We start from the raw sequence: 23,264 nt of genomic DNA, 5'->3' as shown, positions 1-23,264 counted from the left end.
TTCAACCTTTCACTGCGCTTTTTGTTGGGTTCTCTTGATGGGTTCTGGTCTGGGGGTGGTCCGGGGCCCTGCCACGCAGGGCGAAGGTTTCCGCGATGCGGGACACGGGGGTGCCCAGCCTGAGCAGCAGGCTGAGCAGGACCAACGACTGGGATGGCCGGAGCAGCCCGGAAGATATGGCGCCAGCCGCGCGCAGATCGTCGCCGCCGCCGTCGCCATAGATCGGCACGACGGCGCCGGCCTCCACCCGGGTGCTCGTCACCACCACGACACCGGCCGCGGTGGCCGCGGCGACCTCCCGGCAGATCTCGCGGTTGGCGTTGCCCGTTCCCGTCCCCTGGAGGACAATCCCCGCCGCCCCGGCTTGGAGGGAACTTCGCAGCAGGGTGGCGTCCGCGCCGGGGTAGGCGGCAATGAGGTCCACGCGGGGCGAACCGGCCCCGGCGCCAGGCAAAGGCAGCGCATCAACCGTGGGCCGTGCCGTCGTGAGGCTGACTTCACCCTCTTCGCTGACCGTTCCGGCCGTTCCGAAATCCGGGTTGGCGAAGGCCTCGGCTCTGGTGGTGTGGCACTTCCGCACTCCGGCCGCAGGGAAGATGGTCCCGGCAAAGGCCAGGAGCACCCCCTTCCCCCGGGCTGCGGAAGAGCCGGCGACGGCGATTGCCCGGGCGAGATTTCCCGGGCCGTCCGGGGTTCTGGAGTCGGCCGCTTGCTGGGCGCCGGTGAAGACGACGGGCCTGGCATCGTTGTGCGTGAGCTCCGCCAGGTACGCCGTTTCCTCCATCGTGTCCGTGCCATGCGTCACTACCACCCCGAGAACCTGCGGGTCCGCCAGGGTCTCGCGGATCCTGGCGCAGATGGCGATCATGTCGTCGACGGTCAGCAGGTACGAACCCTTCCGGAAGACGTCCACCACGCGAACCGGGTGGGCGGCCCGGCCGCCCACGCTGGCGAAAACCTGCTCTCCCGTGTCCGACGCCACCGCTCCGCCGGTCTCGGAGCCGCGGGAGGAGATGGTGCCTCCCGTGGCCAGCAGCACCACGTGGGGGCTCCCCGAATCTGTGACGGTCATATTGACTCCGTTGCTCCTGCACCCGCCGCGGCGAACGCGTACCCAATCGTTTGGGTTCTTGGCTAAAAGTAACTACGCGATGTTTCCCCCCGGTGCCGTCCGGCGTTTCAGCGCTGTAAACACTTTTGGTGTCGAATGCGTCCCGCCTGACTACCCAATCGATTGGGTAGGGGTTAAAGTGACTATAGAATGTGACTCTTGACACGTCAAGGGTCCTAGGGCTGAAGATTCGCACCGCGTCGGGCACTCTTGTAGGACGCCTTCTTGAGCTGCGGCAGGGGAACAAATGAAAGAAATCACGGCCGACGGCCGCACCGTCACGCTGAAGGATCTCGCCAACGAGCTCGGCATCCACCCGTCCACCGTGTCCAGGATTCTGCATTCGGGCTCCGACGTTGCCCGCGGCGCCGCGTCCGTGGCGACGGCTGAACGGGTTCGCGAGTTGGCGCGGAAGCGGGGCTACTCCCCCAATCCCCAGGCCGCCGGCCTGCGGACTCGGCGGACCCGCCTGATGGGCGTGATTGTCCCCCGGCTCTCGGACCTTGTCCTGGCCATCATGTACGAGGGGATTGAAGAGGCCGCAGCCGAGCTCGGCTACTCCACGTTCGTTATGAATTCGCGCGATGACCCCCAGGAACAACGCCGGAAAACTGACACCATGCTGGCCCGCCGCGTGGACGGGCTCATCATCGGCGATGCCCATCTGGATGGTAGCCAGCTCAGGGAGCTCACCGCCCGCAACATTCCCTTCGTGCTGATGAACCGTCGGGTCACCGGCTACCCGTCGGCCACGTGCGACGATGTCCTCGGCGGCCAACTCGTGGCCGACCACCTGTGGAGCCAAGGCCACCGGAACGTCGCCGTCATCGCCGGTGAACCATACGCCAGCACGGCTGTTGACCGGACGGCAGGGTTCGCGGACCGGTGGAAATCCCTAGGTGGCAAGCTTCCCCAGGAAGCCATCGTCTGGTCCCGGTTCGACACGGCGGGCGGCCGCGAAGCCACCGAAACGATCTTGGCGGGCAGGAATCCGAATCCCACTGCCGTCTTCGCCGTCAACGACTTCGCGGCAATCGGCGCTATGGGCGTACTGCGCTCACATGGCCTCGCCGTCGGCAGTGACGTGGCGGTGGTGGGCTTCAACGACACTTCCGTCGCTGCGGAGCTCCCCATACCGCTCTCCTCGGTCCGCTCCCCCATGCTGGATATCGGACGGACAGCGATGCAGCTCCTCAAGCGCGTGCTTGACGGCGAACAGGTCGAACCCGTCCGGCTCAAACCGACATTGTGCGTGAGGGAAAGCAGCGCCTGGGACAACGCCGCATGACGCGGAGCGCGAGGCACCAGCAAGCTGCGCCGCGTCGCCCTCAGTTTGCTGCAACGACACCCAAAGCCAGCATGTAGGTGGCGCGGACTTCGCCGTCGGTCAGATCCAGCCGCAGCAGCTCCTGGATCTTCCTCAGCCTGTAGCTGAGCGTGTTTCGGTGAATGAAGAGCTCGTCGCAGATCTTCGCGGAATTCCCGCTGTGCCGCAGATATGCGTCGAACGTCTCCCGCAGCGCACTGCCGCCGTCGGAGGCCAAGGGGGCCAGGAGGCGCTGGCACAGTGCCACCAAACCTGGGCTGGGCAGCCCTTGCACGATGCCGGCGAGATCGGCCAGCGGCGCCTTGTGCACGCCGGGCCGCCCCACCTGGCGCCGGGCGAGCTGAAGCGTCAGCGGCAGTTCGCTGAGGTTCGCAGACTCGGTGACGATGACGGACAATTCCGGAGCGTCCAGAAAGAACTCCCGGACGGCATCAAGCAGGTCGGCTGTTCCGTGCCGGTGCTGCAGCAACAACGTGGTGAGGCCGGTCTCCTCCATGAACCGCACCGTACTGAAAGCGGCCTGCAACCCCACCCGCGCGCGCCACGCAATGGCTCGCAGCTTCGCGGGCGCGATCTCTTCCGAACTGCCGATGAGTACCGTGCTCCAGTCTCCGCCGGGATCGAAGCCGGACTCGAGGGCATAGCGGCGCAGCGGCTGGGACGGCTCGCCGTGGTCCGCATAGAGAGCCTCCATGAAGCGCGCCGCCTCCCGGGAATGCAGGGGCGAGCGGGAGCCAAGGGTGTAGCTAAGTTGCAGGCCGATGACGGCAGCAACGGGGCCCAGAACTGGCTGCAGCACGACGTCACTGCCAATCCCCTCGATGGCAAGCCTGAATTGCTCAGCTCCGCCGCTTGGCAGACGCAGCCTGGTCCGCGCCGTATCGCCGTGGGCCGTGCCTGCGGCTACGAGTTCGAACGCATTTTGATCGATCACGGCCACCCTCGCGTTGACGGCGTCCGCCACCCGCCCGAGCACCTCCGCCAGGGACCGCCCGTCAGCCGCCAAGCGGGTGCATTCGTCTGCCAACTCCCAGCCTTTCCGCAGTTCCTCATAGCGCTCGGTGGCAATGATCCGCTCCACATGGCGCATGACCAGCACGAAGGGCACCTCCGGCGGGAGCTCCAGCAGCGGCAAGCCGTGCGCCTCGCAGGCCTGCAACAGGCCCTCCGGCAGCTCGCGGTGCGCGGCGCCCAGACCGAATGCCAGTCCGGAAACGGGCACGGAGACCAGCCGTTCCACGTAGGCGTCCCAGATCCTGAAGTCCCTAACGTTCAGGCCCATGCCGTTGGTCAGCACGAGGGCGTTGACGCTGAGAAAGGGCGTGGGGTCCATGTGTTCAGTGGGCGCGCACCAAGTGATCGGCCGGTTCAGGCGGCCTTCGGCGCCGGGAACGCGAAGGCGGATGTTGAGATCGACGTCGTCAACCAGGTCCGAGATCCTCAAGGAAGCCTCCATGGACAGCGCGAATGAATGCCTAGATAGTGCATCCAGCATAAGTCAGGCCGTTCGATTCATCGGCCTGCACAATATCGGCGGCCCCGGATGCTGAGTAGCGTTGCACCATGCAAACAAATGTGACTCCCGCCACCGCTCGGCGGCCTCAAGGGCGTGTGCTGTTGAACTCCGACATGGGTGAAGGCCTGGGCCTCCACGAGTTCGGCAACGACGAAGAACTCATGCGCATCATCGACGTTGCCAACGTGGCCTGCGGGTTTCACGCCGGAGATCCCGACGTTATGAACCGGACTGTGGCGCTCGCCGCCGAGCACGGGGTGGCTGTAGGGTCGCACCCCGGCCTCCCCGACGTCGTGGGTTTCGGACGCCGCCGGATGGTACTCAGCCCTGACGAGGTCGAGTCGATCATCCTGTACCAGACCGGAGCCTTGACGGCATTCCTCGGCAAGCACGGTCTCACGCTGAACCACATCAAACCACATGGCGCCCTCTACGGGATGCTGGCCGGTGACGAGGAGCTGATGCAGGCCGCCGCCGGAGCGGCCCTGCAGTACGGAGTTCCGTTTTACGGGCTCGCCGGGACCGCCCACGAAGAAGTGTGCCGGGCGATGGGCGTGGAATTCGTGCCGGAACTCTATGTCGACCTGAACTACGGTCCGGCAGGCGAGCTGCTGATCCAGCGCCGCCCGGTTCCCACTGATCCCGCAGCCGCCGCCGAGCGTGTCAGCCGCGCCCTGGCCGGTGAACCGGTACTGGCCGTTGACGGCACCGAGCTGACCATTCCGTTCCGAAGCATCTGCGTGCACTCCGACGCACCCAATTCCACTGCCGTGGCCAGCGCCGTGCGTGCGGTCCTGGGCTAGAGCCGATTAATCCAACCATCTGAAAGCGAGCACCCCATGGCAAACATTGTTTCCCCCCTCCCCGGAGTCTTTTACCGCAAGCCCGGCCCGGGCAAGCCGCCTTTCGCAAACGAGGGCGACACCATCGAAGTCGGCCAGACCGTAGGCATCATCGAAATCATGAAGCAGTTCACCGAAATCCAGTCCGATGTGGCCGGAACCCTCGAATCCTTTAAGGTCAACGAGGGCGAAATGGTCAATCCGGGCGACACCATTATCGTCATTCGAGAAGGCTAGTGATGAAAAAACTGCTCATCGCCAACCGTGGTGAAATCGCCGTGCGGATCGCCCGGACGGCCCGTGAAATGGGCATCGAGACGCTCGTCGTGGCCAGCGAGGCCGACGCCGATTCCCTGGCCGCGCGCGCAGCCGACAACTTTGTTGTGGTGGGGCCGGCGCCCGCCCCCGCCAGCTACCTGAACCAGGACGCCGTGATCGCCGCAGCGGTGGATAACGGCTGCGACGCCGTCCACCCTGGCTACGGCTTCCTCTCCGAAAACGCCGCGTTTGCGCGGAAGGTCGCCGCGGCGGGGCTCACCTGGGTGGGTCCTGACGCCGACGCGATCGAGATGATGGGCAACAAGTCCCTGGCCAGGGAGTCCGCCCGCAAGGCAGGGGTCCCGATCCTCCGCGGCACCGACGGACCGCTGGACCCCGACGCCGACGCCGTGGAAGAGGCCCGCGGCATCGGTTACCCGCTGGTGGTCAAGGCCTCCGCCGGCGGCGGGGGCCGGGGCATCCGCTTTGTGCACAACGAGGACGAACTACTGGAGACCATAGAGATGGCCCGCGGCGAAGCGGCGTCGGTCTTCGGAGATCCGGCCGTCTACCTGGAGCGCTTCGTGCGGCATGCCCGGCACGTGGAGGTACAGATTCTGGGAGACGGAACCAACTTCATTCATCTCGGAGACCGCGACTGCTCCATGCAGCGGCGCTCCCAAAAGGTCATTGAGGAAGCCCCGGCCCCTGACCTTCCCGACGCCGTCCGCCGGACTATCCGGGAATCCTCGGTGGAACTCGCCCGGGAATGCGGCTACAGCGGCGCCGGAACGGTCGAATTCCTCTACGACCCGGCAGGCCATGAGGCCGCGTTTATCGAAATGAATACCCGGATCCAGGTGGAGCATCCCATCACCGAGGAAATCACCGGCGTCGACTTGGTCCGTGAACAGCTGCTCATCGCCTCCACGGGATCCATGTCGGTCCGGCAGGAGGACATCCAGTTCAACGGCCATGCCATCGAGTGCCGCATCAACGCCGAGGACCCGCACAACAACTTTTTCCCCAGCCCGGGCCTCATCACGGCCCTGGAATGGCCTGCAGGCGACGGGATCCGCATCGACGCCGGCGTAGAGGCAGGGTCCACGGTCAGCCCGTATTACGATTCCATGCTCGCGAAGCTCATTGTCCACAAGGACACGCGCGAAGCCGCCATCGAGGGGGCGCTGGAGGCGCTGTACGGGACCCGGATCGAAGGGGTCAAGACAACCATTCCCGTGCTCAAGAAGCTGCTGGACCGGCTCGAGTTCGCCGCCGTCAAGCACCACTCCAAGTTCATAGAAACCGTCGACAATCTGATGGAGGCACCATGAGTAGCCCCGCACCTGCCGTGTTGGAGGCCCGCTACACCTGGGGCGGAGACGAGTTTCTGTTCGTCGAGGTCTCCGAGTCCATGAGCCTGGCCGCCAATTTCAGGGTCATGTCCATCGCCGAGAAGCTCTCAGAGCTGGAACTGCCCGGCATCGTGGATATCTGCCCCGCCAACGCCTCGTTGCTGGTGAGGTTCGATCCCGACGTCCTGCCGCCGTCGACTCTTGAAGAGACCGTCCGGACCATTGAAGGGGACCTGGCGCATCACCATCAGCAAGCCCTCGAAACCCGGATCATCGAAGTGCCGGTCTGGTACGACGATCCCTTCACGGCCGAAGTGGCAGAGCGCTTCCGCGAGGGATTCCATCAGGAGCCGGGCGGCAGCGACATTGACTACGCCGCCAAAGTGAACAACCTCAAGGATGCCGCGGAATTCATTAAGAGGCACCACGAGCAGCCCTGGCTTGTGTCCATGGTCGGATTTGTCGCCGGCCTGCCGTTCCTCTTCCAACTGGTTGAGCGCGAGAAACAGCTGGAAGTCCCCAAGTACCTGAGCCCCCGCACGGATACGCCCGCTTTGACGGTGGGCCACGGCGGCTGCTTCGGCTGCATCTACTCGGTGCGGGGCGCGGGCGGGTATCAGATGTTCGGCATCGCTGCCGCGCCGATCTTTGATCCGGCGCAGGCCCTGGCCGATTTCAAGGACTTTATGGTGTTCTTCCGGCCCGGCGACATCGTGAAGTTCAAGCCCGTGACCGAGGCCGAGTACAACAGCATCCAGGCCGAGATCGCCGCGGGGACGTTCCGCTACCGGCAGGCGCCCGTGACCTTTGATCTGGCCAAAGCGCTGGCGAATCCCGAAGGCTACAACCAGGAACTCATGGAGGCCCTCAATGGCATTTGATATCAAGAGCCCCGGGCTTGCCACCACGGTCCAGGACCAGGGACGCACCGGCCACTACAACGTTGGCATCCCGCAGAGCGGTTCCCTGGACCAGTACTCCGCCGAACTGGGCAATGCACTGGTGGGCAACACCGCCAAGGAAGCTGTCCTCGAATGCACCTACCTGGGCCCGGCGCTGACCACCGACCAGGATGCTGTTCTTGCCGTCACCGGGGCCCCGGTTGAAGTCAAGGTCAATGGCGAACCCCGGCCCCAGTGGACCCGGCTGCAGCTGAAGGCCGGCGACGAACTCAGCTTCGGCGTCATACAGGGCGGCACACGGTACTACATCGCGGTCCAGGGCGGCATCGATGTGCCCGAGGTGCTGGGCAGCCGGTCCACCTACAGCCTGGGCGCTATCGGCGGATTCCATGGCCGCAAGCTGGAGGCCGGTGACCGGGTTCCTGTCGGCAGCCCGCTCGACGGCGGAGCGGTGCCCGACGTCGATACCGTTCCGGAAGAGTTCCGGCCCGTCTTCGCCAAGGAACAGACCGTCAGGATCGTGCTGGGCCTTTATGACCACCGGCTCACCGACGAGGGACTGGACAACCTGCTGCACGGCGAGTGGAAGGTGACTCCGGTAGCCGACCGGATGGGATTGCGCTACTCCGGCCCGGGCGTCAAGTGGAAGGAACGGGAGCAGCCCTTCGGGGCCGGGTCCGACCCGTCCAACATCGTGGATGCCGGCTACGCCGTCGGGTCCATCCAGATTCCGGGCGGCACCCAGCCGATCATCCTGCACCGTGATGCCGTCTCCGGCGGCGGCTACGCCATGGTGGGAACAGTCATCAGCGCCGACATGGATTTGGTGGCACGAGCCGCACCCGGCACGTCCACCAAGTTCGTTGCCGTCAGCATGGATGAAGCCCTGGCGGCGCGCAAGGAACTCGCTGAACGCAAGAACAACGCGCGCGCAGCCCTCGGCCTCAGCGGTTGATTCACGGCTAAACGTGCAGGGAGGTGCGCACCATGAACAACGACCAAGCGGCACCGGAGACCAAAGGTGTTACGACGCAGTTGCTTGCCACAGTTGACCTTGGCCCGGAGATCGAGGGAATGGCAGGGCGCCAACTTCGAATGCGGATGGTGACCATCGAGCCGGGAGGGGTCTTCGGCCCGGTCCACGACCACAAAGGCCGGCCTGGCCTGGTCTACATCCTGCAGGGAACGATCACCGACCACCGGAATGGAGTCGCTACGGACTACGGGCCGGGGGCAGGCTGGCCCGAGGACAGGGAAACGCTTCACTGGCTGGAGAACAGAGGAACGGTCCCGGCGGTGGAGATCTCCGTCGACATCGTCAGCCAGGAGTAGGTCCTGGGCCGTTCACGACGGACCTGGCGCCGTTCAGCCGGCGGCCTTAGAGGGTAGCGGCTTCTTCCTGCGCCAGTCTGATCATTCGCAGCTCGTCCTCCACGGCCCGGGCGGGCCAGTAGTCCTTGGCCAACTCGTCCGCTCGGACTCGATCTGCCGCCGGGAAGAGCTTGCCGAACAAGCCGGCCGCTTGCAGCAGGGCAATCAGCGCCGTGGTCCTGGCATCTGGTGCGGGCGCAGCCGGCGTGCCGGTGGCGGGCGGCGCCCCGGCGTCGGGCGCCCCGGCGTCGGGCCCCGTCGAAGGAGGCGCCCCGGCGTCGGGCGTTTTTGCCTCAGATGCGCCGGGGGCCGGCGAGGCACCTCTGAGTGCAGCCTCGAGCTTCTTCAGAAGCGCAACTTTCGAAGAGTGGTCTTTCTCGGGGTACCGGGTGGACCGGAACACGCCGAGGTGCTTTTCGCCGACGTGTTCCACGATGCCCAGTGTCGCCATCCTGTCGTAGACACGCTGCACTTCGGCGCGGCCCTCCAGCATGGCGACCCACCGCTTGGGAGTGTGGGGCCGTGATTTGCCGCGGATGAGTTCCAGCTCGTGCTGGAAATCCGTCGGCGGGGCGGCGCGGGTAGCCCGGACGTTCTTCCCCTGCAGCTCGATGGCACCGATCAGTTCCAGCTCGGCCAAGATTGCCCCCGCCAGAGTGGTTCTTAGCGCGAACACCGGGACCTCTGGTTTGCCGTCTTTGTCGTTCGTTGCCAACAGCAGGAAGGCCTCGGGAAGGTTCAACTCCGCCGCCTTCGGCGTTTCAGCGTTCATACGATCATCGTGGGCCTGTTGCGCAGCCACCGCATGAGGATTTCGTCCCGGATCTTCCAAGACAAAACACCCTCGACGCCGGCCGGACAGACCGGTAGGGTTCCCCGCATCTGTTCCGGACATTTCTGGGAGGCAACGGTGCTCAAAAGAATCAGCAGGATGACAGCTGCGGTGGCGGGGCTGATGCTCGCGCTCGGCATGATCGCACCGCCCGTGACGGCATTGACGGCGACGGGCTACGACATCGATTCCGCCTCCAGCTTGCAGGTGGTGGTCAACAAACACCGGCCATTGAACCCGGCCACCTACGTCCCGGCCCGGCTGGTCAGGGTCCAGGGGGAACAGCTACGGGCCGAGGCCGCGGACGCCTATAAGCAGTTGGCCAAAGCCGCCAAGGCGGCCGGCGTGAATATTATTCCGGTCAGCGGCTACCGTTCGTACAGCCAGCAGGCAAGCCTCTATGACAGCTACGTGCGCCAGTACGGCCAGGCGACGGCGGACACCCTTGCCGCGAGGCCCCGCTTCAGCGAACACCAGACCGGACTGGCGATGGACATCGGCAATGCCAGTGGGGTCTGCGCCCTGCAGGCCTGCTTCGCAAACACTCCGGCTGGCAAGTGGGCGGCTGAGAATGCCGCGAGCTACGGATTCATCATCCGCTACCCGGCCGGAGCCGAGGATGTTACCGGCTACACCTACGAGCCATGGCACCTGCGCTATGTGGGCAAGGAACTCGCGGGACAAGTCAGCACCACCCTTGAGGACTATTTCGATCTGGAACCAGCCCCGGACTACCTTTAAACCAAGGAGCGCCCCCGGCGGCTGCCGGGGGCGCTCCGAATATTCTCCGCCCGAAAATCGCGGCCAGGAGCCGTTCGGGCGGGTGCCTGGGTCAGGCCTGGCGGTACACCTTCCGGGAAATGGTCAGGCTCACCGCGGCGATGACCGCAATGGCGACAAGGTAGTAACCCGGCACCAGCAGGGAGCCGGTGCTGCCGATCAGCCAGGTGAGGATAAAGGGGGCAAAGCCGCCAAAGACGGTGACGCCGATGTTGTAGCCCAGGGAGAGCCCGGTGGACCGGATGCGGGCCGGGAACATCGAGGACATGATGGCCGGCAGCGGCGCGAAGTAGGCGGTGGCCAGCACGGACAGGACGAGTTCGACCACAATCATGGTGGGCAGCTCCGGCGCGGCGATGAGCCCCAGGAATGCCGGGATACCGACGACGATGGTTCCACCGGCGGCCCAGGTCATGACCCGGGCGGGCCCGACTTTGTCCGCGAGCATCCCGATGAACGGGGAACCAAGGCTCATGACCACACCGAAGATCAGGGTGGAGAGGAAGGCCACGGCTTTGGGCATCCCGAGGTTCACGATCGCGTAGGTGGGCATAAACAGGGCAATGTAGACGCCCACGGATCCGAGCGAGACGACGCCGACGATGGCCCAGAGCCGGCCGCCGTTGCCGATGAACGTCTCCCGCAGGGGCGCGGCAGACCGTTCCGTGGCCAAGAATTCCGGCGTTTCCTCCATCTTGGAGCGGATGTACCAGCCGACGGGTCCGATCGCCAGTGCGAAGATGAACGGCAGCCGCCAGCCCCAGGAGTCCAGGGACTGGGTGCTGAGGTAGGTGTTCAGGACGAACCCGAAGATGCCGGCCAGCAGGATGCCACCGCCTTGGGTGGCCACCTGCCAGCTGCCGTAGAACGCCTTCCGGCTGGGCGCGTACTCAATCAGGTAGGCCGTTGCCGTGCCGAATTCCCCGCCGGTGGCGAAACCCTGCAGCAGCCTGGCGATCAGCACCAGGATGCTGGCCGCGACGCCGATCGCGGCGGCCGTCGGTGCGACAACAATCAGCAGGGTGCCGACAAACATGACGAGGATGGAAATTAGCATGCCTGCTTTGCGGCCGGCCCGGTCCGCGTAGCGGCCGATGATGATGCCGCCGAGCGGCCGCATGATGAAGGAAACGCCGAACGAGGCGAAGGTCAGCAGCAGCGACGCGGCTTCGCTGGTGGTCGGGAAGAACAGCTTGGAAATGGTGACGGCGAACGTGCCGTACACGATCAGGTCGAACCACTCCAGGCCGTTGCCAATGGAGGCTGCGACGACGGCTTTGCGGGCGTTGCTTTGCTGCAGGGCAAGGTCGGCAGGCGACCGAGGGTTCAGGACCTCTTGACTCGATCCCGCACCGGTGGCGGTCTGGTGGCTCATGGCTTGGTGGTCCGTTCAGTAGTAAAGAGGTGGGTGGCGAGGGCCTGCAGGAAGTCCTCGCAGGCGGCAATCTGGGTCAGCTCGATGTATTCGTTGGCGGTGTGACCCTGGTCCATGCTGCCGGGGCCGCACACCACGGTGTCGATTCCGGCCTGCTGGAAAAGGCCGGCCTCGGTGGCGTAGACCACGGATTCTTCGACCGCATGGCCGGTGAGATCCTGGGCCAGTTCCAGCGCGATGCGCGGTCCCTCGGGGCTGAGCCCCGGAACCGTGCCCAGCGGAACCATGCGGATGTCCGCGGCGGGGTTCTCCTGCTGGATTTCGGCCCGGAGCCGGGCCAGGTTCACCTCGATGCGGGATATCACTGCCTCCGGGTCGACGCCCGGAATCGTCCTGAACTCAAACTCGAAGTCGCATTTTTCGGCCACCGTATTCACGGCGGCACCGCCGCTGACGACGCCGACATTGGCGGTGGTGTACGGGACCACGAAGCTCTCGTCGAACGGGCCGGACAGCCGGTGTTCGTCAGCGAGGGAACGGATGAAGGCAATGGACCTGGCCGCGTATTCGATGGCGTTGACGCCGGTGGAGGTCATGGACGAGTGGGCGGCAATCCCGCTGACGGTGACGCGGTAGAGCTGGCTGCTCTTGTGCGCCGAGACCGGGCGCATGCTGGTGGGCTCGCCGACGAAACCGACCCGGGGATGAATCCCGCGGGCCGCGAGCTCGGCCAAGAGGACGACGGCGCCGTGGCACCCCACCTCTTCGTCGTAGGTCCAGGCGAAGTGCAGCGGCTCCGCCAGCGGACGGGAGAGGAACTCCGGCAGGAAGCCCAGGATCGCGCCGCTGAAGGCTTTCATGTCGGTAGTCCCGCGGCCGTAAAGACGCCCCTCACGGACCTCGGGGGCGAACGGGTCGCTGTCCCACGCCTGGCCGTCCACGGGCACCACATCGGTGTGGCCGGCGAGCATGATGCCCCCGGTGACGGTGCCGTCGTGGGCCGGAAGGGTGGCGAAAAGGTTGGCCTTGTTGCCTTCGGGGCTGGGGACGATCAGCGGTGTGATGCCGTGGGCGGTGAGCTCGTCGGCCATGCTGTGGATCAGCGCGAGGTTGGAATTGCGGCTGGTCGTATCGAACGAGACAAGCTTCTCGGTCCAGGCAAGCGCGGCTGCACTCGGCACTGCGGTGGCTGGGACGGCGGTTGCCGTAGCGGTGGTTGACGTCATGGGCAAGTTCCCTTGGAGTGGTGGACGGGCCTGGCCTGATCGGCCGGCTGCGGCTGGCGGCGGCCGCCGGCAGGCTCCGCGCTTACCTCAGTATTTGGGCCGTCCGCCACCATGTCAACACTTAAGACGCGATTTGTTCAATAAATTGAACGCACTGCTAGCCGCGGCCCTAGAACGACGGCGGCGTCATGGCGCCGATCAGCACCGCGTCCTCCGACGTCGAGTTGCGGTACCAGTGCGGCAGCGAGGAGTCGTAGGTCAGCGAATCGCCCTCCTCCAGGTCGTACCCCACGCCGTTGACGCAGACGTGGAGCTTGCCCTGCACCATGGTCACGCACTCCTCGCCGGCATGCTTGAAGGGGGCGTCCTCGTTGTCCCACCCGGCGGCGATCTGCGCGCGCAGCATGCCGAGCTGGCCGCTCATGTGGGGGGTCAGGAGTTCATAGATGAGATTGTCCTCGGCGACTTCAAGGCGCCGCCGGTCAGCGCGCCGGACCAGCGCCCCGCCCTGGTCCCTGGTGTCAAAGAAGCGGCCCACCGGCACCTTCAGTGCCTGGGACAACTTGATCAGCGTGGTCAGCGACGGGTTGCCCTGGCCGCGCTCGATCTGGCTGAGCAGGCCCGGACTCAGGCCGGCTGCTGCCGCCAGGCTGCCGATGCTGTACCCGGCGTCCCGCCGCAGCTGCAGGACCAGTGCCCCGACGGCGGTCATCGCGCGCTCGGCCTGGTCCTCCACGCCGGGGAGCTCCATGGCTGCTGGGCCGAGGCCGTGATGTTCCATTCCACGATCGTCCGTCATAGTGAAGATATCGTCAAGATAATGAATCGTTGGCGGGTGGCCGGTATCGGGCTGAACCCCCCGAGGCGATAGTTTGGGTGCCATGACCGCCAGCTACCGGTACGACGTCGAGATCCTGCACTTGCTCGTGTCGCCGACGCATGCCTACTTCGGCCGGGCGCGCGAGGGCGCAGCCGACGTCCCCACCACGGACGCGGACCAGGCGACGCTCGTGGCCGGCAAGGGAATCGTGGGCGACCGGTTCTTCGGCAAGGCCGCGCACATGGATGCCGCCGTCACCGTCTTCGCCGTCGAGGCACTCGAAGCCATCGCCGCCGAGTTGGGGACGGCAGCGCTTGACCCGCTGCTGACGCGCCGCAACGTCGTCGTCCGGGGAGCGCACTTGGCGCCGCTGCTGGGCCACGAGTTCGCGCTGGAATCCGGCGGAGGCTTGGCACGACTCAAGGCCGGGCGGCCGGCCCACCCGTGCGCCTGGATGGATGAGATGCTCGCCGCGGGCGCCCACAAGGCCATGCGCGGGCGCGGCGGTGTGCGGTGCCAGGTGCTTTCCGACGGCGACCTGCAGCGCGGCCCGGCGGTGCTCGTCAGCCCTGTACCGCTGGATCCCGAGCGCGCGGGCGAGGCAACCCTGCTGCGCCCCTCGCGGCTGCCCTAACAAACTAGGCTTGACGCCATGACGTTTGAAGCGGTACTGGACTCACTACGCCGCGAGGCCAAGGGGTCAACGCATGCTCACACCGGGCTCTGGGTTTCTGCTCAGCTACGCCAGAGAATAGCGGCCGGCGAGCTCTTACCCGGAACAAAGCTCTCCGAAGAAGCCCTGGGGGAAGCACTGGGAGTCAGCCGGAACACGCTCCGCGAGGCGTTCACCGCCCTGCATGCCGAACATATCGTTACACGGATACCCAACCGTGGCGTCTTCGTCGCCCGACCAACCGCGGAGGACATCCGGGAAATCTACCGGATACGCCGCTTCCTGGAGCCTGCCGCCGTCCTGTGGCACGAACGCTCACCGATGGATGATCTGCGCAACATAGTAGCCGGCGCGGAACACGCCCGCGCCCAAGGCGATATAGGCGGAATGGCCAACGCCAACCAGGAGTTTCACCGCGCCCTGGTTGCCAGGGCGGGCAGCGAGCGCCTCAATTCCCTGATGGAGCAGGTACTGGCTGAGATGCGGCTGGTTTTCCACTCCATGGGCTCGAACCCGGCATTCCACGAGCCTTACGTGGCTGACAACGCGCAGGTGATCGAGCTGCTTGCCTCGGGAGACAACACGGCAGCCTCGGAATTCATGCGCCACTATCTCGATCGCGCGGAAAGTCAGTTGCTCGAGGCCATTGCCGGAGGGCCCCATACCAACGACGGACCACCATCGCTTGCAGATTGTTGAACAAAACCCTAGGCTGTGGATCACAGTGATGGGCATCACTTAGTGGAGAACATTCCTCCAACACGGGCCGGGTCGGTCATGCCCCTAACTACTCTCGTCCGCGGAACGCTCATGCCTCCTGCGGGAATGGATGGATATGCTCGTACTCATCGGGGTCTTGCTCGTTATCATCGGCTTTGCCGTCAGGCTAAACCCACTCATTGTCGTTACCGTCTCCGGCATCGTCACAGCCCTTCTCGGCGGACTGACGCCGCTGGAAATACTCAATGCTTTCGGATCCGGCTTCGCCAGCAGCAGGTCGGTGACCATCTTTGTGGTGGTCCTTCCGGTCATCGGCATCATTGAACGCTTCGGCCTCCAGGAACAGGCCAAAACGCTCATCGCAAAACTGGCTAAGCTCACTGCCGGCCGCGTGCTGCTGGGGTATCTCCTGGTTCGCCAGGCCACCGCCGCCGTCGGCCTGACCGGCATCGGCGGGCACGCCCAGACAGTCCGACCGCTCGTATTTCCCATGGCCGAGGGCGCCGCGATGCGCCGTTACGGCCACGTTCCGGAAAAGGTCCGGGAAAAGATCAAAGGCCACTCCGGCGCGGCGGATAACGTGGGGGTCTTCTTTGGCGAGGACATCTTCGTGGCGGTCGGGTCCATCCTATTGATCACGGCCTTCGTGGACACCACCTACGGGCTCCATCTTGAACCGCTGGAACTGGCTGTCTGGGCCATCCCCACCGCCGTCATTGCCTTCCTGATCCACGGATTCCGCCTGTTGCGGCTCGACCGCCAGCTAGACAAGGACGTCCGCGCGGACGAAGAGGCAGAAAATACCCCCCAGGCCGTCACCGTAGGAGGCAACGCATGATCAAGGTTGAAGCCGTCTTCTGGCTGATTGGCATTCTCTTCGTTGCCTGGGCATTCCTCATTGCCCGCGACACCAGCCACCCGAAGCGCTGGGGCAGTTCCGCCTTCTGGGGACTGCTGGGTGTGTGCTTCTTCTACGGTACCTGGGTCCAAGCGGGCACGGCACCTCCGTGGATCCTGGGCATCGCCGTCCTGGTTCTGGTGGTCCTGGCCAGCGCCGGCCCTCTCGGAGACGGCAAGGCTAGGACCACCAGCGTGGAAGAGCGCACCAGGTCTGCTGCCAAGTTCGGCAACAAACTCTTTATCCCGGCACTCACCCTGCCGGTGGTGACCGTCATCATCGTTCTGCTCGCCCCCGTTCTGAAAATCGGCGGACAGCCCATTTTCGATCCCACCAACACCACCCTGTTGGCGCTGGCCGTGGGGGCCGTAGTCGCCGCCGTCGTCGCCGTCCTGATCCTGCGGCCCGCACAGAAGCTGACCCCGGTTTTCGAGGGCCGCCGCATTCTCGAGTCAATCGGCTGGGCCGCGTTGCTGCCGCAGATGCTCTCCACCCTCGGCATCCTCTTCACCAAGGCCGGGGTTGGTAAGGCCGTGGGCACCCTGGCCGCGGGGGTCCTGCCGGAAGGGTCACTGATCGCCGCAGTGATCGTCTACTCCGTGGGAATGTTCCTCTTCACCGTGTTGATGGGTAATGCCTTCGCGGCGTTCCCGATCATGACCGCCGCCATCGGCTGGCCGGTGCTGGTCCAGGGCTTCCACGGGAATCCGGCGATCATCTTCGCGATCGGCATGCTGGCGGGGTTCTGCGGGACCCTCTGCACGCCGATGGCCGCCAACTTCAATCTGGTCCCCTCGGCCCTATTGGAGATGAAGAACAAGTACGGCGTCATCAAGGCCCAGGTGCCCACGGCCATCCCATTGCTGGGCGCCAACATCGGGCTGATGTACTTCCTGGCCTTCAACTGACATTCCCCAAGGAGACTCCATGATTACCGACGCCACTGTACAGATGGACCACGTTGCAGACGCCTACGCGGACATCGTGCTGGAAAACCTATCCCGCCCGTACCCCTTCGCCTCCCACCATGTGGAGACGTCGCTCCAGGACCGGCCCAGCCCGAAGGAACTCCACCCTGCGTTCCACACCTCCTTCGACTGGCACTCCTGCGTCCACATGACCTGGCTGGGGGTTTCCCTGCTGGAGCACGGGATCGAGGCCGGGCGTGACGCCGCTCTTCGACAGGTGCTGGCCGCCAACCTCACCGCCGAAAACCTCGCAGTCGAAGGTGCATACCTGCGGGCCAACCCCAGCTGGGAACGGCCTTACGGCTGGGCCTGGCTGGTGCGTCTCGCCGCTACCGCTGCCACCTCCGACGACCCCCAGGTCCGGGGGTGGGGCGCGTCCCTGAACCCCCTGGTGGACATCGTCGCATCACTGGTCGAGGACTGGACCGCCAAAGCGGAGTTCCCCGTGAGGCACGGCCTGCACACCAACGCCGCGTTCGGTCTGGGCATGATGCTGGACGCCTTCCGTGCCTTGGGCAGGCACGACGCCGCCGCCTTGTGCGAGAAGGCAGCGCTGAACTGGTTCCAGGACGACTCCGGCTGGCCCGGCGACTGGGAATTGAGCGGCCAGGACTTCCTGTCCGCCGGCCTGAGCGAGGCGGACCTGATGGCCCGCGTTCTCGACGCCGATGCATTTTCCTCATGGTTCGCAGGGTTCCTCCCGGCGCTCAGTACGGATTCCCGCATTCTGGCCACCTTCTCCGTTACCGACGAATCCGACGGGTATCTGGCCCACCTCAATGGTTTGAACCTGAGCCGCGCCGGGCAGCTCATCCGAATCCGCAAGGCTCTCGCGGGGTCGCAGAAGACGGCGGACGTGCAGGGCGTTCTCGATGCGGCCACGGGGCCGCTGCTGATCGCCGGGACGGACGCGGTCAACACCGACGAGTTTATGTCCAGCCACTGGTTGGCAAGCTTCGCCTGGGACGCCCTGGCCTCGGCACGCTAGAAAGCCACAACGCCGGGTGCGGACCTGGGACGAAGACGCCTGCGCAACTACTAGGCTGGCGCTATGGACCAGCCCGGCGGTGTAGTTGCGACCCTGTTCGGCGTCGCCGTCCTGGTGGCCCTCACAGTCACGGTGCTGTCGCTGTACCGCGTGCCGGCCCGCTTGGCGCCGGCTTGGGCGATTCTTCGCGGGGCCGCGCAACTGGCTGCCATCAGCCTGGTGCTGAGCGGCATCATCACCAACGCATTTCTCGTTGGGTTGGCACTGCTCGTCATGTTCACCGTCGCAGCGGCCACGGCAACCAAACGCCTCGGCTGGGACTGGACCATGTTCGGGCACGTCTGCACGGCAATGGGAGCGGGGGTGATTGCCACGTTGGCGGTCGTCTTCGCCACCGGCGCCATCGAGTTCACACCCCGCTATGCCCTGGCCATCGGCGGCATCGTGATTGGCAACGCCATGTCCATCGCCACCCTCGCCGGGCGGCATTTCAGCCAGACGGTGATCTCCCGGTGGGAGGAAGTGGAAGGGTGGATGGCTCTTGGCGCGAGGCCCCGGCAGTCCACGGCCGAGCTGGCGCGGGGGGCCGTGTACTCTGCCCTGATCCCTTCAACCGACCAGAGCAAGACCACGGGCCTGGTCACCCTGCCCGGCGCCTTCGTGGGGGCCATCTTTGGCGGTATCTCTCCCGTGGCCGCGGGCCTGTTCCAGATCGTGGTGCTGGCATCCATCATGGCGGCAGGCTCCATCACTGCCGTCGTCACCATCCTGTTCCTGGCGCCGCTGCGCATGCGGCCGCTGCCGCTGCCCTGAACTGCGGCCGTCGCGCGACGGGCCTAGACCGACGCCGGCCGGCTAGTCGTTGAGCAACCGCAGCAGCAGTGGGGCGCCCGCTGTCCAGTGCGAACAGCCGTTCCAGGTGGCCGGGCTCGGGATTGAGCCGGCGGTCCTCGTCTTGGTAGGTCTGGGGCATGTCGTCCAGGGTGGCTTGCGCCATGGAGTCCAGAACTCGTCCGGCACGGCGTCGCGGCTCACGAAGGTGGAGGCGGCGATGAGCCGCCGGACGGCGCCGGGGCGTGCGAGTGCCAGCGCGACGGCGGTGTGCCCTCCGGCGCTGAATCCCAGCACATCCACGGCGTCCACGGTGAGCTGGCCCAACACGGCGAGGATGTCGCCGGCGGAATTCTCTGCGGTGAGCGGGCGGCTGGTGGGCTGGGTGCGGCCGTGGCCCTCCTCCTCCACCGCAATCACCTGGCGCCGGGCGGCCAGCAGCGGGAGGAGGTCACCGAAGTTGGTGCCGATGGTGGAGCCGCCGCCCGGGATGAGCAGCGGCGGCTGGCCGGGCACCGCTTGGCCATGGACTTCGTAATACATGCGGAGGCCGCCGTGGTCCGCGTAGCCGTGGGTGAAGGCCACACGGCATCCGAACGCCGGGCGCCGGCGGCGAAAAGGGGGCCGCGACACGCGCCCGGTGAACCACGCACGGTCCCCTCTTCGTAGACTCTAGGGAGATCCGACGTGTCCCCCCTGGAGACATGCCCGCCACAGGAAGAGTCATCGATGAAGATTATCGTCCTAGTCAAGGAGGTCCCCGACACCTACGGGGACCGAAAACTGAACCTTGAAACAGGCCTCGCCGACCGTGAAGCCAGCGAGAGCGTCATTGATGAGATCGGTGAGCGGGCCTTGGAACTGGCACTGACGTACGCCGACGCGCACGAGGGCACCGAGGTCACCGTCCTTTCCCTCGCTCCCGAGGGCGCGACGGCCACCATCCGCAAGGGACTGGCGATGGGTGCGGCGAGCGCCGTCCACATCTCCGACGAGGCGCTCCGGGGTGCGGACCTTGGGCTTACCGCGGAAACCCTCGCAGCAGCGATCCGCCGCGTTGAGTTTGACCTGGTCATCACCGGCAACGTCTCCACCGATGGATCCGGCGGCATGATTCCCGCGATGCTCGCTGAATTGCTAGACGTGCCGCTTGCTACAGGTCTCAGCTCCGTGGAGATCAGCGACGGCACGGTGTCCGGCACTAGGAACATCGAATCCGGCGTGCAGCAGGTATCAGCGAACCTGCCCGCGGTTATTTCGATTACTGAGGCGCTTCCCGGGCCGCGCTTCCCCAACTTCAAGGGGATCATGGCCGCGAAGAAGAAGCCCCTTGAGGTGCTTACCCTCGCGGACCTCGGGATCTCGGCCGACAACCCGGACGCGGCGCGGTCGATCATGCTGGCGGTGGCCGAGAAGCCCCCGCACGCGGCCGGCGTCAAGATCATTGACGAGGGTGATGCCGGCGAGAAGCTCGCTGAGTTCCTGATCGAAAACCGACTGGCGTAGGAGTACCGACATGACTGATTTCCCCCGTGACGCAATCCTTGTCGTCGTGGAAACCCTCGCTTCCGGTGAACTTGAGAAGGCTGCTGCCGGACTCTTCGGCGCTGCCGCTGCGGTGGGCACCCCGGTTGCCTTGGTCCTTGTCGAATCCGGCGCCGAAACCGCCGCCGCGGAGGCCTCGGGCCTAGGTGCCGCCCGCGTGCTGATCGCTGAGTCTACGGATCCGTCCGCGCTCGGGGTGCCGGGCGTTGACGCGCTTGCCGCCGCGGCGGAGCAGGTGCAGCCGGAGGCAATCCTGATTTCGCATTCATTGAACGGACGGGACCTGGCCGGCCGGTACGCTGCCCGTTCACGGGCAGCGGTGTGCGTTGACGCCGTCGGCGTGTCCCGCGACGAGGAGGGCGTGGTGGCACACCACTCCGTCTACGGCGGCGCCTACAACGTGACGTCGACGTCGACGTTTGGGCCGCCGGTCATCACGGTCCGCCAGGGTTCCATCGAAGCGCGTGCCGCGGCCCAGCCGCCGGCGTCGGAGACCCTGGCGGTGACGCCCTCGGGGAAGCCCGCGGCGCGGGTCGACTCGTTCGAGGAGGCAGTCGCCGCCACCTCGCGGCCGGAGCTGCGCGGTGCTGCGAAGGTTGTCGCCGGTGGCCGCGGCCTCGGGTCGGCGGAACAGTTCGCCTTGGTCGATCAGCTCGCCGATACGCTCGGTGCCGCCGTTGGTGCGTCGCGTGCCGCGGTGGATGCCGGCTTCGTTCCGCAGTCGCAGCAGGTCGGCCAGACCGGGGTTTCGGTGTCCTCCCAGTTGTATATCGCGCTGGGCATTTCGGGTGCGATCCAGCACCGGGCCGGCATGCAGACCGCGAAGACTATCGTCGCCATCAATAAGGACGCGGACGCGCCGATCTTCGAGATCGCCGACTTCGGCGTGGTGGGCGACGTCTTCAAGGTTGTGCCGCAGCTGATCAGCGCCCTTGAGGCCCGGAAGAAGTAGCGATGGCAACTCATTCCGGGTCCATTAGACGGGGCCTGCCGCGTGTGCCGGGCGGCGAGCCCTGGCCGCCGGCGGGCGAGGTGCCTGCCCGCCTGCTTTCCGCCCCCGCTGCAGCCTACGAGACGGCACCAGGCACGACGGCGGTGTCCGCTCCGGCGCCCGCGGTCAGCGCTCCTGCCGCAGACGTCCCGGCAGCAGGCGCGGGCGGCAGGCAGCTTCGCCGTGGCCTGCCGCGGGTGCCAGGTGGTGAGCCCTGGCCGCCAGCCGGCGAGGTCGCGGCACCGGCGACGGCCCCGTCCGTGACTCCCGCAATCGCGGAGACCGCGTCAGTAGCGAAAGCGGAACCGGCGACGTCGGCAGCTGCTCCGGCCACGCAGACGACGGCTGCGGGAGCCACCCAGCTTCGCCGCGGACTCCCCCGCGTACCCGGTGGTGAGCCATGGCCTCCGGCAGGCCTTGCCCCGGCGCGTGCTGCGAGCCCTGCTATTGCTCCCGCCCCCGTTCCCGCGGTGCAGGCGGTTCCCGAACCTGTTGTCCAGGCTCCTGCCGCGGCTGCCGCTCCGGCCGCTCCGCCCGCCGTCGTCGTCGCTGAGACAGTTGCCGCAACAGAGCCACAGGCGACGTCGATTGAACCGGAAATCCCAGAAACCCGCGCGGTCGCAGCCGCACCCGCCGCGGCGGCACCGCCCGCCGTCGTCGAAAAGCCGGAAACGTCCAAGCGGCCGAAGGCCGCGGCAAAGCTCTACGGGTCGCGCACCCTGGCCCAATGGATCAAGCTGGCCGTCGGGGCCGTCGCCGCCGCCGCGATTCTTGTCCTCGCCGCCCGCGGAGTGACCACGTTGCCCGGTGTGCCGGAGTTCCTCGAGAGATACCCCGGCGAATATAGCCTGCCCCAGAGTGCCGACGCCGGTTTCCCGTGGTGGGCGCAGTGGACGCACTTCCTGAACATTTTCCTGATGGTGCTCATCATCCGCTCCGGCTACCAGGTGCGCACGCAACAGAAGCCGCCGGCGTTCTGGACGCCGAAGAGCGGCGGCAAGAAGATCAGCATCAACCTGTGGCTGCACCAGTCGCTCGACATCTTGTGGCTGGCCAACGGACTCATCTTCGCGGTGCTGCTGTTTGCCTCCGGCCGTTGGATGCGGATCGTCCCGACTAGCTGGGAAGTGTTCCCGAATGCGCTCTCTGCGCTGCTGCAGTACATGACGCTGGACTGGCCGGTGGAGAACGGCTGGGTGAACTACAACAGCCTGCAGCAGCTCATGTACTTCCTGGTGGTGTTCATCGCGGCCCCGCTCGCGGCAATCACGGGGGTGCGCATGAGCGAGTTCTGGCCAAAGAACGCGAAGACGCTGAACAAGGCCTACCAGGTGGAGGTTGCGCGTGCGCTACATTTCCCGACCATGCTGTTCTTTGTGCTGTTCATCCTGATCCACGTGTTCCTGGTGTTCGCGACCGGTGCGCTGCGGAACCTAAACCACATGTTCGGCGGCACCGACGTCATCAACTGGACCGGGTTCTGGCTCTTCGCGGCCGCAATCGCCATCACTACTGCCGGCTGGTACGCCGCCCGCCCGATCGTGCTCGCACCCATCGCGAAGCTGTTCGGCCAGGTGAGCAGCCGCTAGGAGTCCGATCCGCCGACGGCGTCGGGAGCAGCCATCGTCGATCGGACAGTACCCAATAAAGCTCATCATGCTTACTATTGAGGCTTCGGCTGCCAGCCAGCCGCGCGCTGCAGCAACCGCCCTAGCCGAGGAGTGCCGATGTCGCTGAGCAAGGGAACACCCGTGGAATGGAACACGCCCCAAGGCGCCACCCACGGCAAGATCGTGGAGAAAAAGGTCCGCGACTTCGAGCTGGACGGACACACCCACCGGGCCAGTGAAGACGAGCCACAGTATGTCGTGGAGTCCGCCAGGACCGGGGCCCAGGCAGCGCACAAAGCCTCGGCCCTGACCGAAAAGAAGTAAC

General features: G+C 65.9%; 26 protein-coding genes. 18 read left to right on the top strand and 8 right to left on the bottom strand.

Annotated features, from left to right (window positions below; translation table 11 throughout):
* Window position 1: 1 nt before the first annotated feature.
* Entirely contained in the window at window positions 2-1,072 is a 1,071-nt protein-coding gene (locus tag HNO80_RS15425) for an asparaginase (RefSeq protein WP_175323733.1), read from the bottom strand.
* A 286-nt stretch (window positions 1,073-1,358) separates the two neighbouring features.
* On the opposite strand from HNO80_RS15425, the gene HNO80_RS15420 reads away from it, so the two are divergent.
* Window positions 1,359-2,399, top strand: a complete 1,041-nt coding sequence (locus HNO80_RS15420; protein WP_175323732.1) for a LacI family DNA-binding transcriptional regulator — start codon at window positions 1,359-1,361, stop codon at window positions 2,397-2,399.
* 40 nt (window positions 2,400-2,439) lie between these two features.
* Here the strand turns inward: HNO80_RS15420 and HNO80_RS15415 are convergent, their stop codons facing one another.
* Window positions 2,440-3,882, bottom strand: a complete 1,443-nt coding sequence (locus HNO80_RS15415) for a PucR family transcriptional regulator (RefSeq protein WP_175323731.1) — start codon at window positions 3,880-3,882, stop codon at window positions 2,440-2,442.
* Window positions 3,883-4,049: 167 nt separating this feature from the next.
* On the opposite strand from HNO80_RS15415, the gene pxpA reads away from it, so the two are divergent.
* The 6 genes from pxpA to HNO80_RS15385 are packed head-to-tail and all read left to right on the top strand — an operon-like array spanning window position 4,050 to window position 8,643.
* A complete protein-coding gene (pxpA, locus tag HNO80_RS15410; RefSeq protein ID WP_349627373.1) occupies window positions 4,050-4,757 on the top strand; it encodes a 5-oxoprolinase subunit PxpA in 708 nt (235 codons plus the stop codon).
* Between the two features lie 36 nt (window positions 4,758-4,793).
* Complete coding sequence (locus HNO80_RS15405; protein WP_091248151.1) at window positions 4,794-5,033, top strand: acetyl-CoA carboxylase; 240 nt, start codon at window positions 4,794-4,796, stop codon at window positions 5,031-5,033.
* A 2-nt stretch (window positions 5,034-5,035) separates the two neighbouring features.
* The gene (locus tag HNO80_RS15400; protein ID WP_175323729.1) at window positions 5,036-6,388 is read left to right on the top strand and encodes an acetyl-CoA carboxylase biotin carboxylase subunit; all 1,353 of its coding nucleotides are present in this window, start codon (window positions 5,036-5,038) and stop codon (window positions 6,386-6,388) included.
* Entirely contained in the window at window positions 6,385-7,290 is a 906-nt protein-coding gene (locus tag HNO80_RS15395; protein ID WP_175323728.1) for a 5-oxoprolinase subunit B family protein, read from the top strand. The genes HNO80_RS15400 and HNO80_RS15395 overlap by 4 nt, the downstream gene beginning before the upstream one ends.
* Window positions 7,280-8,266 carry a 5-oxoprolinase subunit C family protein gene (locus HNO80_RS15390; RefSeq protein WP_175323727.1) on the top strand — a complete coding sequence of 329 codons (987 nt, stop codon included), beginning with the start codon at window positions 7,280-7,282 and terminating at the stop codon, window positions 8,264-8,266. Before HNO80_RS15395 ends, HNO80_RS15390 begins: the two co-directional genes overlap by 11 nt.
* 32 nt (window positions 8,267-8,298) lie before the next feature.
* A complete protein-coding gene (locus HNO80_RS15385; protein WP_175323726.1) occupies window positions 8,299-8,643 on the top strand; it encodes a cupin domain-containing protein in 345 nt (114 codons plus the stop codon).
* A 46-nt stretch (window positions 8,644-8,689) separates the two neighbouring features.
* On the opposite strand, the gene HNO80_RS15380 is transcribed toward HNO80_RS15385, so the two are convergent.
* Window positions 8,690-9,454 carry a GOLPH3/VPS74 family protein gene (locus tag HNO80_RS15380; protein ID WP_175323725.1) on the bottom strand — a complete coding sequence of 255 codons (765 nt, stop codon included), beginning with the start codon at window positions 9,452-9,454 and terminating at the stop codon, window positions 8,690-8,692.
* A 159-nt stretch (window positions 9,455-9,613) separates the two neighbouring features.
* Between HNO80_RS15380 and HNO80_RS15375 the strand changes: the two genes are divergently transcribed.
* Entirely contained in the window at window positions 9,614-10,255 is a 642-nt protein-coding gene (locus HNO80_RS15375) for a M15 family metallopeptidase (RefSeq protein ID WP_249777391.1), read from the top strand.
* Window positions 10,256-10,346: 91 nt separating this feature from the next.
* On the opposite strand, the gene HNO80_RS15370 is transcribed toward HNO80_RS15375, so the two are convergent.
* From HNO80_RS15370 to HNO80_RS15360, 3 genes are all read right to left on the bottom strand, one after another.
* A complete protein-coding gene (locus HNO80_RS15370) occupies window positions 10,347-11,669 on the bottom strand; it encodes an MFS transporter (protein WP_175323723.1) in 1,323 nt (440 codons plus the stop codon).
* Window positions 11,666-12,895 (bottom strand): acetylornithine deacetylase, encoded by a 1,230-nt coding sequence (argE, locus tag HNO80_RS15365; protein ID WP_175323722.1) that lies wholly within the window; start codon window positions 12,893-12,895, stop codon window positions 11,666-11,668. Before argE ends, HNO80_RS15370 begins: the two co-directional genes overlap by 4 nt.
* A 169-nt stretch (window positions 12,896-13,064) precedes the next feature.
* A complete protein-coding gene (locus HNO80_RS15360; RefSeq protein ID WP_217500986.1) occupies window positions 13,065-13,676 on the bottom strand; it encodes a helix-turn-helix domain-containing protein in 612 nt (203 codons plus the stop codon).
* A 100-nt stretch (window positions 13,677-13,776) separates the two neighbouring features.
* Here HNO80_RS15360 and HNO80_RS15355 point away from each other — a divergent pair, with 100 nt between their 5' ends.
* The 6 genes from HNO80_RS15355 (at window position 13,777) to HNO80_RS15330 (ending at window position 18,775) form a co-directional block, all read left to right on the top strand.
* Window positions 13,777-14,349 (top strand): MOSC domain-containing protein, encoded by a 573-nt coding sequence (locus tag HNO80_RS15355; RefSeq protein ID WP_175323720.1) that lies wholly within the window; start codon window positions 13,777-13,779, stop codon window positions 14,347-14,349.
* An 18-nt stretch (window positions 14,350-14,367) separates the two neighbouring features.
* Window positions 14,368-15,087, top strand: a complete 720-nt coding sequence (locus HNO80_RS15350) for a GntR family transcriptional regulator (RefSeq protein ID WP_175323719.1) — start codon at window positions 14,368-14,370, stop codon at window positions 15,085-15,087.
* Window positions 15,088-15,223: 136 nt separating this feature from the next.
* A complete protein-coding gene (locus HNO80_RS15345) occupies window positions 15,224-15,946 on the top strand; it encodes a DUF969 domain-containing protein (RefSeq protein ID WP_175323718.1) in 723 nt (240 codons plus the stop codon).
* Window positions 15,943-16,914 (top strand): DUF979 domain-containing protein, encoded by a 972-nt coding sequence (locus HNO80_RS15340; RefSeq protein ID WP_175323717.1) that lies wholly within the window; start codon window positions 15,943-15,945, stop codon window positions 16,912-16,914. Before HNO80_RS15345 ends, HNO80_RS15340 begins: the two co-directional genes overlap by 4 nt.
* Before the next feature lie 19 nt (window positions 16,915-16,933).
* Complete coding sequence (locus tag HNO80_RS15335; RefSeq protein ID WP_249777390.1) at window positions 16,934-17,962, top strand: DUF2891 family protein; 1,029 nt, start codon at window positions 16,934-16,936, stop codon at window positions 17,960-17,962.
* A gap of 63 nt (window positions 17,963-18,025) precedes the next feature.
* Window positions 18,026-18,775, top strand: a complete 750-nt coding sequence (locus tag HNO80_RS15330) for an ABC transporter permease (RefSeq protein WP_175323716.1) — start codon at window positions 18,026-18,028, stop codon at window positions 18,773-18,775.
* Between the two features lie 42 nt (window positions 18,776-18,817).
* Here HNO80_RS15330 and HNO80_RS15325 read toward each other — a convergent pair whose 3' ends face one another.
* Window positions 18,818-19,378, bottom strand: a complete 561-nt coding sequence (locus HNO80_RS15325) for an alpha/beta fold hydrolase (RefSeq protein ID WP_349627372.1) — start codon at window positions 19,376-19,378, stop codon at window positions 18,818-18,820.
* Window positions 19,379-19,522: 144 nt separating this feature from the next.
* On the opposite strand from HNO80_RS15325, the gene HNO80_RS15320 reads away from it, so the two are divergent.
* Together HNO80_RS15320 and HNO80_RS15315 are read left to right on the top strand one after the other, a co-directional pair.
* The gene (locus HNO80_RS15320) at window positions 19,523-20,299 is read left to right on the top strand and encodes an electron transfer flavoprotein subunit beta/FixA family protein (protein ID WP_175323715.1); all 777 of its coding nucleotides are present in this window, start codon (window positions 19,523-19,525) and stop codon (window positions 20,297-20,299) included.
* A 10-nt stretch (window positions 20,300-20,309) separates the two neighbouring features.
* Window positions 20,310-21,290 (top strand): electron transfer flavoprotein subunit alpha/FixB family protein, encoded by a 981-nt coding sequence (locus HNO80_RS15315; protein WP_175323714.1) that lies wholly within the window; start codon window positions 20,310-20,312, stop codon window positions 21,288-21,290.
* Between the two features lie 115 nt (window positions 21,291-21,405).
* Here the strand turns inward: HNO80_RS15315 and HNO80_RS18165 are convergent, their stop codons facing one another.
* Window positions 21,406-21,687, bottom strand: coding sequence for a hypothetical protein (locus HNO80_RS18165; RefSeq protein WP_349627371.1), 282 nt, complete (start codon window positions 21,685-21,687; stop codon window positions 21,406-21,408).
* A gap of 112 nt (window positions 21,688-21,799) precedes the next feature.
* On the opposite strand from HNO80_RS18165, the gene HNO80_RS15310 reads away from it, so the two are divergent.
* A complete protein-coding gene (locus HNO80_RS15310; protein WP_349627370.1) occupies window positions 21,800-22,918 on the top strand; it encodes a cytochrome b/b6 domain-containing protein in 1,119 nt (372 codons plus the stop codon).
* Between the two features lie 138 nt (window positions 22,919-23,056).
* Window positions 23,057-23,263: a hypervirulence associated TUDOR domain-containing protein gene (locus HNO80_RS15305; protein ID WP_175323712.1), complete on the top strand. Its 207-nt coding sequence runs from the start codon at window positions 23,057-23,059 to the stop codon at window positions 23,261-23,263.
* The last annotated feature ends 1 nt before the right edge of the window (window position 23,264 follow it).

It is taken from the genome of Arthrobacter sp. C9C5, from assembly GCF_013359735.1.
Classification (GTDB): Bacteria; Actinomycetota; Actinomycetes; order Actinomycetales; family Micrococcaceae; genus Arthrobacter.
Note: the sequence above shows the minus strand (reverse complement) of the source record. Positions and strands in the feature narration are given on the sequence as shown.